Raw genomic sequence first — 11383 nt, forward strand, 5'->3', positions numbered from 1 at the left:
AAATCAATGGGCCATGGAAAGCTTCCACTGTCACCCACTGCTATGAGAAGCAAAGCGGATACACCACAGAAATTACATTTGAAGCACCAAACAAGGGAAAAGAAAGCAATGAGAACACTGAACATGCTAAAAACAGAAAATCCAAGAGATAATTTTGCTTCTTCTTTTCGTCAACTTCCCCATAATATTGAAGCAGAGCAGGCATTACTTGGAGCAATCCTGATTAATAATAATGCACTCGATCGCGTTTCAGACTTTCTCAAAGCAGAACATTTTTTTGAAACGCTACATCAAAAGATCTTTGAGATTGTCTTACAAATTATTCAAAATGGTCATCTTGCAAACCCCATTACAATCAAGCCCTATATCCAAATGGAAGAAAAAGTTGGAGATATTACTGTATACCAGTATGTTGTTCGCTTAACCACAGAGGCAGTCACTATTATTAACACTGAAGATTATGGGAGCGTTATTTACGATCTTTTTATCCGCCGGTCTTTGATTAATCTTGGCAATGAAGTTGCCAATACAGCTTTTGATGCTCCTGTAGAGCTCACGCCTACCCAACAAATTGAAACGATTGAAAATCAGTTATTTGAGCTCGCCGAAAAAGGGAAATATGGAGGTGGGTTTGAAAACTTTAATACAGCCATTACAAAAGCACTTAACATGGCAAGTGCAGCGAAAAAGCGTTCCTCACAGCTTTCTGGGATAGCTACCCATATCAAAACCCTTGATGAAAAAATGGGGGGCTACAGCCATCTGATTTGATTATCATAGCTTGGACGCCCTGGAATGGGGAAAACCTCTCTGGCGACCAATATTGCTTTTAATATTGCCAATGCTTGCAAGCGTCATGATAACAGCCAAGAAAATGAAGGGGGCATTGTAGGTTTCTTCTCACTTGAGATGTCAACAGAACAGCTTGCAACTCGTATTATCTCAGAACAAATAAAGGTTTCTTCTTCTGATATGCGTCGTGGTAATATCTCAGAAGAGCAATTTACCAACATCATTTACGCAATGCGTTCCTTACAAACAATCCCTCTTTATATTGATCAAACGGGGGGTGTATCCCTTGCACAATTGGCCGCCCGTGCAAGGCGTCTCAAACGACAACATGGTCTAGATGTCTTGATTATCGATTATATCCAACTCATGACAAGCGGTTCAAAGCGTTCATTAGAAAACCGCGTTCAAGAAATTACAGCCATTACCACCGGATTAAAAGCACTTGCAAAAGAACTCAATATTCCCATCATTGCTCTCTCTCAACTTTCGCGCCAAGTTGAAAACCGAACCGATAAACGTCCACAACTCTCCGATTTACGTGAATCTGGTTCAATCGAGCAAGATGCCGACATTGTTCTGTTCGTTTATCGTGAAGAATATTATCTCAAAAATGAAGAACTCAAAGAAGGCACCGCTGAGTATAGCAAGTGGCAAGAGGCAATGGAGCAAGCCAAGGGTAAAGCCGAGGTTATTATAGCAAAACAACGCCATGGTCCGACAGGAATCGTTTCCCTTGCCTTTCAATCCGATTTTACACGCTTTAGTGATCTGGAAAAATAGGAGCAGAAAAATGCGTTAAAGAGAGCTTTAAATACCCTTTGAAAAGCATTTGAAGACCCTTTAAAACTCTTTGAGAAAAAATAAATTGGTACAAAACCTAGTGTCAAAATATACAAAACCTGCTGGCAAGCTACATGCGTTAAAGAGAGCTTTAAATACCCTTTGAAAGGTCTTTGAAGACCCTTTAAAACTCTTTGAAAAAAAATGAATTGGTTGTAGTTTGACACTAGGTTTTATACTAAGTGGGAAAAGGTGGGATTAGGTAGGAATACGTGATAATTTATTGTTTTTATGTATAAAATTTAGCATTAAATGCGCGTTTTGTCAAAATAGATTTTGACACCTAAAATTGTAAAAAAGAGCGAAAAATAGTAAAAATCAGAAAAAAGTGCGTTTTCATGGTAAAAATGAGAGAAGGCTTTGAAAGGTCTTTGAAAACCCTGTGAAAAATTTTGAAAAGTCTGTGAAAGCCCAGAAAACCGCCTTTGAAGACCCTGTGAAAAAAATTCGGTAAATTGTGAAGCTCACTCCGAAATCAGCCAAAAATAACCAAAAAAGCAAAAAAGATTTCCATATATAAGTGGAAATCTCTAAAAATTGAGTAAAAAGTATTTTTTATCAATAATTTATATAAATTTTTTAATGTAAAAAGATTTCCACTTTCATTTTTCATTTTAGAGAGGCATTAAGCTGTATCTTATGTAGTTTCTGGATGTGCATTTTTAGCCTCTATTTGACGCTTTAAATGCAATTTTAGAAGAGGTAAAATAAGCTCGACTTCTTCTGTGTCGTTGATATCTTGAACAAGCTCTTGCAGTTTTCTATAAAGTTCCGCCGCGAGTTCCGCTATATCTTCAGGGGGGAGTTTTATTTTAGCATCGCGATAGGTTGTATAAGCTATGCGACCGAGTTTTTTCATAAGTCCAGTAGGAATGGTAGGTGCTTTAAAACCTGCTGCTTTCGCTTTTGCCATATCACTAAACATTTCGCCTTCACCAGTGACAAGCCAGTCTAAGGATATTCCACAGCGATCTTTATATATTCGCATTATAGATGCAGGAGGCTCTCGTAAACCCGTTTCATAATTGCGCATAGTCGTTTCGGGAATATCAAAATGTTTAGCAAATTGTTTGCGCTCTGTAAAACCAAGGGTGTGTCGTATTTCACGCAATCGTTTTGCTAGTTCTGTTTTAGGTTCTAGTTCGGGGCGTGCCAAAAATGCTCCTTATTTATATTGAGTCTCGTTTTAAATTACAGGATTTTAAAAAGAGATTCCCCATTCATCTTAGAGAGGCATTAAGCCGTATTTTGTGTAGTTTCTAGATGTACTCTTTCAGCTTCTATTTGACGCTTTAAATGAATTTTAAGAAGAGAGAAAGTCGCTTCGACTTCTTCCGTGTCGTTGATGTCTTGAACAAGCTCTTGCAGTTTTTTATAAAGTTCCGCCGCGAGTTCCGCTATATCTTCAGGGGGGAGTTTTATTTTAGCATCGCGATAGGTTGTATAAGCTATACGACCAAGCTTTTTCATGAGTCCAGCAGGAATGGTAGGCGGAGAGATATTGAAAGACCGAGCCATCATCATATCTATAAACATTGCATCTTCACCGGTCAAAAGCCAATTCAGGTTTACTCCAAATTTTTCTTTATATGCTGATAAAACCGTTGCATCTGGAGTTCTATCACCGCGTTCGTAATTTCCAAGCCCTTGAATACTGATACCAATTTTAAGTGAAAATATATCACGAGATAAGCCCACAAGCTTTCTAACTTCTGTGAGTCGTTTTGCTAATGCAGTTTTGGGCTCATTTTTTTGTCGTCTCATATTATAAATGTTTACAAATGGGGTTGACTAATATCCCATTTGTAGATATACCTCATATTAGAGCCCGATACGAAGGGCGTTTATTATACATTTAACCCCACAAAAAACGGATGGTTTGAGCATCCGTTTGAAGCAGGAGCGAAAGTTATGACAACCACACAAACATGCATTCAAGTATGGGATCGCCATAGTATTTTAGCCGAGCTACGCCGCCGTAACATGACCTTGGCGGAGCTCGCGAAAGCTTATCAACTCTCGTCATCCAGTGTTCAACACATTTGGACACGGTCTAACGAGAAAGCCGAACGTGCTATTGCCGATTTTATCGGTTTGCCCGTCGAGCAGGTTTTTAGCGACCGCTACCCCAAAAGTCGCCGTCGCATTTTTAAAGCAGCAAAACATGCCAATACAGATTCGCGTGCGCATTCTGCTTTGCGCGGTAATGCTGCTTGAACTTCGTTACACGGCTTTGCGCTTTTGCGCATTTGCCATGAATTTAAATACCATAAGATAAAAAGGTTTATCAATGTCTAAAGATCAGTACGAAATAGGCAAGATAAATTGCATAGAGTTGCATCATAGAACAGCCGTTTGCATGGGTTGGTTCTGGCGATTAGATGGTGGTCATATTGTTTTTATAGGGGGTGGTTATGGTTGCTGCTTGTAATTTATGGACCCCAGAAGCCAGAAGCGATATCGTTAATCCTTATTCGGAGGTTGAACGTTTGGAAGCTATGCTTGCCTGTTCTTTTAAGGCGGTGAGTGGTGGATTTAAGCATCTGCCGATCCGGTATATTATTGACCCTCCGCATGGCTTATTTGATGCGGCGTTAGCACGACAGATTGTTATCCATATCTTGCATTATCAGTTTGAGGTGCCGCGGCGGCGTCTTGTTGCCATGCAAGAGCGTGAACGCACTGCTGTTGCTCGTTCTTTGCGTACCATTAACCGGCGTTTGGAAGAACCCGTTTTTGCGAAAGCTTATCGAAGATGGGCGGGGCGTGCGATGGATTTATTCTTTAAAGAGATCAGAAAGGCGGCGGCGTGATGGCACAGTTTCAAAAGCTTGCTCTTGATGTGATTGTGGTGCCGGAGCGTATACGCCCTGTGGATGATGAACATGCCAAGGCACTTGCACAATCGATGGCGCGGGAGGGATTGATGAATCCCATTACGGTGCGCCATACCCCCAATGCTAAAGAGGGCAATTATACGCTTATTGCTGGTGCGCATCGGCTTCGTGCTGCGGAGCTTTTGGGCTATAGTGACATTGATGCGGTTGTGGTGCAGGCGGATAAGGACAATGCTGCGCTTTTAGAGGTTGCTGAAAACCTCTTTCGCAATGAGTTGTCTGTTATTGACCGTGCGCTTTTTGTCCAGACTTACCGCGAATTGTGGGAAAAAAAGTATGGGGAGATTCAACGTGGCGGTGACCATGGTAATCAATATACAAAGGACAAAATGGCAAAGGGTAAAGTTTACCCTTTGCCAAAAGATAGTTCTTCAGAGCATAATGAAACTGGGTGTGAAGGGGACAAAGTGGCAAAGGTGCAAGTTGCACCTTTGCCAAATGATGGTGACTTAAATGGCAAAGTGCAAAGTTTGCACTTTGCCAAACATGTGGCAGATCGTATTGGTTTATCGAAGGAGTCTGTGAAACTCCTCAATCGTATTTCCCAGCATTTACAGCCGGAGTTGCGCTCTGTTTTGCGGGGGACGGCATTGGCTGATAATCAAGCGCAGTTGTTAAAATTAGCAAAGATGGAGCCGGTTGCGCAACGGCGGGTGGCGATTGCTTTGCAACAGGTTGAGGGGGATTTACGGCGGGCTGTTGATTTGGTCAATGGGATTAATACACCTCCGCAAATTAATGAACAAGAGCGGGTTTTTGCTCAGTTATTGGGTGTTTGGCAGAGGGCGGATGCGCAGACACGGGCGCGGTTTTATGATTATTTGAACAAGCAATCGGGGGAGGTGCTGTCATGAAGAGGCATGGTTGTGGGCAGCTTGATTTTTTCCAAAAGCCGGTTTTTCCCTGTCGTGAACCCGTTGCGCAGATTGATTTAGGGCGGTTTCGCTCGCGCATTAAGCGTGCGATGGCGCGGGCTTTGAGAGAATGCCGGCATGAGCGCAGTGTGATTGCGGAGCGTATGGCGCATTATTTAGGGATTGGGTGTTTAAGTAAGGCGAGTTTGGATGCTTATGTGGCAGAAAGTAAGCAGGTGGATATTTCCCTGCCGCGGTTTAAGGCATTTGTGCGGGCGACAGAGGCATTTTGGCTCTGGGATGAGGTGGTGAGTGAAGATGGATTGTTGCTGTTGCAAGGGGATGAGGCACGTTTAGCAGAGATTGCGCGGTTGCAGCAGGAACAGCGGGAGATTGCAGCGCAATTGAAAGCCATGCGTGCAACGCCGGTTCGCATTAAAAGGGGGCAGCCATGAAGGAATGGTTTACTATTGCCGAATTGGCTGAGGCAGCTTTGCCAGGGTTGCCGAAAACATATAAAAGTCTTGAAAACCACGGACGGGCATATTGGAGAAAAAACTCTGAACTTTCGAGGAAAGTGGGAGGCAAAACCAAGCCGGTTTGGGAGTATCACATTTCCTTATTGCCGGAGGGGGCGCGGGCGGCATTGTTGGTGCGGTTTGGTGGGGCTGTTGATGTGAAACAAACGCAAGGGGAGCAAAAGGCAAGCATTTGGGTGCGTTATGAGGGGCTTTCCAAGGCGCATAAAAGGCGCTGTGAAGAGCGTTTGAAGGCACTTTGCTTTTGGGAAGATTTGCTCCATGCCGGTATGGGTGTGCATGATGCGGCAAGTTTGAGTGCGGTGCAATTTGGTGTGAGCCGGATGTCGCTTTTTAATTGGCGGCAGATGGTGGAGGGGTATGAGCGCCCTGATTGGTTGGCAGCGCTTGCACCTTGTTATGGTGAGGAGAATGTTTCGCAATTTGCGCCGTGTCATGAGGGGGCGTGGGAGGTTTTTTGTTCGGATTATTTGCGCCCCTCTAAACCTGCTTTTTCGGCGTGTTATCGGCGGATGGTTTCGGTTGCACAGGAGCGGGGTTGGCAGCCCATTCCTTCTGAGCGGGCTTTGCGGCGTCGTTTTAAGGCGCAAATTTCCAAAGCGGTTGTGGTTTTAGCGCGTGAGGGAGAAGAAAAGGCAAAAAAGCTTTATCCAGCCCAACGGCGTGATCGCTCGAGCTTGCATGCATTGCAAGCGGTGAATATGGACGGGCATAAGCTGGATGTTTTTGTGAGCGTTCCTTGGACAGAGAAGCCTGTGCGGCTTTATCTGATTGCCATTCAAGATCTTTATTCGGGCAAGATTTTATCGTGGCGCTTATCGGATGCTGAGACTTGGGAAATTGTTCGTTTGGTGATTGGGGACATGGTGGAAGCTTATGGCATACCGGAGCGTATGACCTTGGATAATGGGCGTGCCTTTACCAGCAAGTGGATTTCTGGAGGTGTGCAAAACCGCTTTCGTTTTAAGATTAAGCCGGATGATCCGCAAGGGCTTTTGACGAGTTTGGGTGTGCAATTGCAATGGACCACCCCTTATAGCGGGCAGTCTAAACCGATTGAGCGGGCATGGCGTGATCTGGCAGAAGCGATTTCGAAACATCCCTTTTGTGCGGGGGCTTATACGGGCAATAAACCGGATGCCAAGCCTGAAGATTATGGAAAACGTGCGATAGGATTTGAAGCGTTTAAAGCCCATGTTGGTGCGCAAATTGTGGCGCATAATGCGCAAGCAGGGCGTAAGGCGGTTAATTGTGCGGGGCGCAGTTTTGATGAGACCTTTACTGAGAGCTTGCAAGCAGAGGGGACGATTATTCGGCAAGCAACGGCAGCACAACGGGCTTTATGGCTTTTAACCTCTGAGGCATTGCGTGCGCAAAAGGGTACGGGCGAGATCCATTTTTATGGCAATCGTTATTGGGCGCGGGCGTTGAATGAGCATGCGGGGAAAAAAGTGATTGTACGCTTTGATCCGGATAATTTGCATCAAGATTTACGGGTTTATGATTTGAATAATCGGTTGCTTTGTCTGGCACCATGCCTTTGTGATGTAGGTTTTTATGACCAGCAGGCGGCGCGCTTGAATGGGCGTTTGCGTAAAGAATATGTGAAGGCTGTTAAAGCAGAAAAACAGCTAGCGGCAAAGCTTGCGCCTGATCACTTGGCCGATGTTTATGGGCGCCTTGAGAAAAAGGATGAAGCGTTCAAATCGAAGCTTCCGATAAAGCCAAAGGTGAGCCGCTTGATGCCAAACAATGTGGGGAATTTAGCTTTGAAAGCAGACGATGATGAGGCTTTGGGGGAGGAAGAATTCAGTCAACACTTGCATAAAGCTTTGAGAAAGTTTTCCGCCTCTGATGAGGGGCGTGAGGTGATCAAGTTTCCCAAGCAATAGAATAAGGAACTAGGAAAAGAGAGGGGGGGGTTATAAGAATTCTCAAAAGGAAGCTGGTTTTGTATCGCGTATCAGCTTGAAGCGTTAACAAAGAAAGGGGGGGAGGAATCTTATCCATTTCATAGTCTAATCAATACATGAAGTTTCTAGGTGTCTTTGCCTGATCGGGTGAGATGCGTGGAGTTAGCAAGTTCCCTGATGTGTGAGAAAGAGAGGGGATTTGCAAGGTTAGCCGTTTTAGTATCGCGTACGGCTTTTAAATGTTCATTCTAAAGACAAAAGATAAGGGGCGGGTGGGAGCCCTTCCCCTTATCAACAGTCTAAAATCAATACGAGAGGGGAATATACATGAAAAACGCGATAAATGCAACGGTCGATAAAAATCCTTGGGCGCGACCTAAAATCCAGCCTAATGGAACAGCACAAAACCGCAACAGTGATGACATTGCTTTATGGAATGAGCTTGTGGATGCAGTGAGAGCTTTGGGGCAAATGAATGATTGGTCGAAAGCAGAGGTGGCGCGGCGCATAGGGATGCCGGATGGGACGTTTTCGCAATGGTATGCGGGCAGTTATGCGGGACAGTTGGGGAAGCAAAATGCAAAGGTTCACCAATGGGTTGAGACTTTAAAGGAAACAGCGGGGTTTTTGGAGCGCATTCCTGAAAAACCAGCCTTTCAGAGAAATCGAATTGCCAGTGAGATTATTGATACTTTAACACTGGCACAAAGTACGGGGGATATGGTGATGATTACGCTTGATGCGGGCAGTGGTAAGACCGAAACCTGCCGCCATTATCGCTCTACCCGCCCGCATGTTTATCTGGTGACAGCCAGCCCGCATACGCGCAGTGTTCACGGTATTTTGAATGATATGGCAGCAGAATTGGAAGTGGTGGAATATAATCCCACCCGCTTAACGCGTGCTATTGGCAAAAAGTTAGAGCGCGTGGGCAGTGGCACGTTGTTGATCGTTGATGAGGCGCAAAATTTAACGGATGAAGCGATTAATCAGTTGCGCCACTTTGTTGATATCAATGGTACGGGGTTGGCTTTGGTTGGCAATGATGAAATCTCTGGACGGTTGGTTCATCGTCAAAATGGTCCCTCTTATGCGCAAATTAAAAGCCGATTGGCGATGCATTTGAAACGGCGCAAGCCCTATAGTGAGGATATTGCAGCGCGCATTCATGATTGGGGGATTGAAGATGTTGGTGCGATAAAGTTTTTGACAGGGATTGGCTTAAAGGCTGGTGCTTTGCGGCAAATTGACAAAACCATGATGTTGGCACGCATGGCAGCGCTTGGAGATGGGTGTGAGGTGACGCTGAAACATGTCAAAGCGGCATGGAAAAACCGTGACGTGGAGGAATTGGCATGATCTCTTTATGCGACAAAGAATTATCCGATACGCTTGTTGGTCTTTATGACGATTATCAATGCGGTTTTGATATTGGAGAACAGCTTAAATTGTGTGTTGATTTGGCGTTATTGCTTGAATTGGAGTTGAGTGTTCACCGTTTGGGGGAGGCGGATGCGGTTTTGGAAGCTGAAGTTGCAGAAGTTTTGGCTGAGTGTGAAGGCTCTGATGCGGATGAGAGCAATCGTGTGATTTATATGGATTTTGGAGGAAGCAAATGATGGAACGTAACCCCTATATGGTGAGAGAGTGCTTGATTGCTTTGCGCTCTGCCTTTTTACAGTATGAGGTGAATGGCATTTTTATGCATGGACAAGATGTTCGAGAATTGAATGAGTATTTGCGTCGTTTGGCAGGCTATAACCACGTTTTAGGTCATGAGCTTATGCGGTGTCGTTGGCAATTGAAAGCGGGATGTGCGCCTTCTTCAGGGGATGTTGTGCCATTTCGTCGGTTTCAAAAAACATAAGGAGGAAGTTGGTGATGAATCCACAAATTGAACTTGAAGGTACGCGTTATATGAAGGATGCGAAAGGGGCTTTGGTGCCGGTAAACCTGATCCGCCCTGCGGATTTGTTAGAGGATGAAACGGTGCGCAAAATTATGGGTTTTGCGAAAGAATTATCGGCAAGGATTGCACGTTTTAACAACCATACGATTGCGGATTTGAGTGATTTTGATAGCTTGCTTGCGCAAGAATATGGTGTGGAGCGGCGTGGCAAAAAGGGCAATTGTACTTACACAAGCTTTGATGGTTTGCAACGCATTAAGGTGCAGGTACAGGAAAGTGTTGATTTTGGACCGCAATTGCAAATTGCCAAAAGCCTTCTTGATGAATGTTTGAATGAATGGTCTGCGGATGCGCGCCCTGAAATCCGTGCGATTATTACGCGTGCTTTTAATACGGATAAAGAAGGCAAGGTGAATCGGGGGGAGATCTTTATGCTGTTGCGTTTGGATATTGATGATCCACGCTGGAAAGAGGCGATGCGTGCTATTCGTGAGTCATTCCGTGTGACGACATCTAAGGAATATGTGCGTTTTTATGAGCGTGATAGCCTAGAAAGCGCTTGGCGTGCTGTGACCATTGATTTGGCGAAGACATGAGGGAGGTAACATGTCTTTAGCTGTCCTTCATATGGGAAAACGCGCGTTAGGTCTTGATGATGAGACCTATCGCGCAATGCTCTATCGCTTAACAGGCAAGCAATCGGCGAAAGATTTGAGTGTTTTAGAGAAGCGTTTAGTCGTCGCTGAAATGAAAGCGTTTGGTTTTAAACCGAATGGGAAGCGTTTAGAGGGTAAATATGCCAAGAAGTTACAGGCGCTCTGGATTGCTGGGTGGAATCTTGGCATTATTCGTGATCGTTCAGACAAGGCGTTGCTTGCCTTTGTGAAAAGACAGACAGGGATTGATCATATTCGCTTTTTACGCGATAGCGATGATGCATGCAGAGCTATTGAGGCGTTGAAAGGTTGGTTGCAGCGTGAGGGTGGGGTTGACTGGAAAGGGAAAAACCGCGAAGATTCATGGAGGAATAAACCAAGCATTTCCATTTTGTGTGCCCAATGGAAGTGTTTGAATCCCGATGCTGTGTTTGATCTTGGGGCTTTTCACCAAAGTGTTATGGCGTTAAGTGGTAAAGCTTTGGGTGAGATGAGTGGGGGCGATTTTAGAGAAGTGATGAATGTTTGGGGGCGGAAAATCCGTAAAGGTGTTAAAAGCGAGGGGTAAGCATGTATGCAAGAGGAAATCTATAGCGATTTTCCTGCCTTATTGCGTGAAATAGCTGATGTTGCGGGCAGTGAAGCAGCATGGAATATGATGCGGGCTTTTGGTGGACGAGAAGTTTATATACCCGGGCGTCTTGAGAGTGCGGATTGGTTGATTGAAATTGTTGGGTTTGAAGAGGCGCAACAATTGATCAACCATTTTTGTTTTAATGGTTCGGGTGTGCGTCTTCTTATCCCCCTTGGCAGAGATGCTGAACGGCGGCAAAAAATGGTGCAAGCGTTGCAAAAAGGCTGGTCGGTTGATACTGCAGCTGCTGTTTCTGGTATGCATGTGCGCACAGCCTATCGCTTGAAAAAGAAAATTTCTTCAAAAGAACCACAAGGTTTATTATTTCCAGAGTTTTATGAGTATTGAG

At 44.7% G+C, this 11383-nt stretch carries 14 protein-coding genes and 2 pseudogenes; 14 read left to right on the top strand and 2 right to left on the bottom strand.

Annotated elements, in window-relative coordinates:
* A pseudogene (locus ACFIK3_RS07845) lies at positions 1-152 on the top strand (late control protein); the annotation flags it as partial.
* Positions 109-1572: pseudogene (locus ACFIK3_RS07850) on the top strand (replicative DNA helicase). The pseudogenes ACFIK3_RS07845 and ACFIK3_RS07850, both read left to right, overlap by 44 nt.
* 697 nt (positions 1573-2269) lie before the next feature.
* Here the strand turns inward: ACFIK3_RS07850 and ACFIK3_RS07855 are convergent.
* Together ACFIK3_RS07855 and ACFIK3_RS07860 are read right to left on the bottom strand one after the other, a co-directional pair.
* Positions 2270-2788: a helix-turn-helix domain-containing protein gene (locus ACFIK3_RS07855; RefSeq protein ID WP_375676503.1), complete on the bottom strand. Its 519-nt coding sequence runs from the start codon at positions 2786-2788 to the stop codon at positions 2270-2272.
* An 80-nt stretch (positions 2789-2868) separates the two neighbouring features.
* Positions 2869-3396: a helix-turn-helix domain-containing protein gene (locus tag ACFIK3_RS07860; RefSeq protein ID WP_375676504.1), complete on the bottom strand. Its 528-nt coding sequence runs from the start codon at positions 3394-3396 to the stop codon at positions 2869-2871.
* A 147-nt stretch (positions 3397-3543) separates the two neighbouring features.
* Between ACFIK3_RS07860 and ACFIK3_RS07865 the strand changes: the two genes are divergently transcribed.
* From ACFIK3_RS07865 to ACFIK3_RS07920, 12 genes are all read left to right on the top strand, one after another.
* Positions 3544-3849, top strand: coding sequence for a helix-turn-helix transcriptional regulator (locus tag ACFIK3_RS07865; RefSeq protein ID WP_005864619.1), 306 nt, complete (start codon positions 3544-3546; stop codon positions 3847-3849).
* A gap of 73 nt (positions 3850-3922) precedes the next feature.
* Positions 3923-4063, top strand: a complete 141-nt coding sequence (locus ACFIK3_RS07870; RefSeq protein WP_273755279.1) for a hypothetical protein — start codon at positions 3923-3925, stop codon at positions 4061-4063.
* A complete protein-coding gene (locus tag ACFIK3_RS07875) occupies positions 4047-4445 on the top strand; it encodes a hypothetical protein (protein ID WP_375631901.1) in 399 nt (132 codons plus the stop codon). The genes ACFIK3_RS07870 and ACFIK3_RS07875 overlap by 17 nt, the downstream gene beginning before the upstream one ends.
* Positions 4445-5383 carry a ParB/RepB/Spo0J family partition protein gene (locus ACFIK3_RS07880; protein WP_375676505.1) on the top strand — a complete coding sequence of 313 codons (939 nt, stop codon included), beginning with the start codon at positions 4445-4447 and terminating at the stop codon, positions 5381-5383. Before ACFIK3_RS07875 ends, ACFIK3_RS07880 begins: the two co-directional genes overlap by 1 nt.
* The gene (locus ACFIK3_RS07885) at positions 5380-5838 is read left to right on the top strand and encodes a hypothetical protein (protein ID WP_012232200.1); all 459 of its coding nucleotides are present in this window, start codon (positions 5380-5382) and stop codon (positions 5836-5838) included. Before ACFIK3_RS07880 ends, ACFIK3_RS07885 begins: the two co-directional genes overlap by 4 nt.
* Positions 5835-7814, top strand: coding sequence for a transposase domain-containing protein (locus ACFIK3_RS07890; protein WP_375676506.1), 1980 nt, complete (start codon positions 5835-5837; stop codon positions 7812-7814). The genes ACFIK3_RS07885 and ACFIK3_RS07890 overlap by 4 nt, the downstream gene beginning before the upstream one ends.
* 348 nt (positions 7815-8162) lie before the next feature.
* Positions 8163-9194: an AAA family ATPase gene (locus ACFIK3_RS07895; RefSeq protein WP_375676507.1), complete on the top strand. Its 1032-nt coding sequence runs from the start codon at positions 8163-8165 to the stop codon at positions 9192-9194.
* Entirely contained in the window at positions 9191-9454 is a 264-nt protein-coding gene (locus ACFIK3_RS07900; protein ID WP_375660954.1) for a hypothetical protein, read from the top strand. Before ACFIK3_RS07895 ends, ACFIK3_RS07900 begins: the two co-directional genes overlap by 4 nt.
* A complete protein-coding gene (locus tag ACFIK3_RS07905; protein WP_375627417.1) occupies positions 9451-9702 on the top strand; it encodes a hypothetical protein in 252 nt (83 codons plus the stop codon). The genes ACFIK3_RS07900 and ACFIK3_RS07905 overlap by 4 nt, the downstream gene beginning before the upstream one ends.
* Positions 9703-9716: 14 nt before the next feature.
* On the top strand, positions 9717-10340 hold the full coding sequence (locus tag ACFIK3_RS07910; RefSeq protein ID WP_375627429.1) for a DUF3164 family protein: 624 nt from the start codon (positions 9717-9719) through the stop codon (positions 10338-10340).
* A gap of 10 nt (positions 10341-10350) precedes the next feature.
* Positions 10351-10968 (top strand): regulatory protein GemA, encoded by a 618-nt coding sequence (locus ACFIK3_RS07915; RefSeq protein WP_375660953.1) that lies wholly within the window; start codon positions 10351-10353, stop codon positions 10966-10968.
* Positions 10969-10974: 6 nt separating this feature from the next.
* Complete coding sequence (locus ACFIK3_RS07920; RefSeq protein WP_375612315.1) at positions 10975-11382, top strand: helix-turn-helix domain-containing protein; 408 nt, start codon at positions 10975-10977, stop codon at positions 11380-11382.
* Position 11383: the final 1 nt, after the last annotated feature.

Source organism: Bartonella sp. CB10SXKL (assembly GCF_042195515.1).
In the GTDB taxonomy this organism is placed as follows: Bacteria; Pseudomonadota; Alphaproteobacteria; order Rhizobiales; family Rhizobiaceae; genus Bartonella.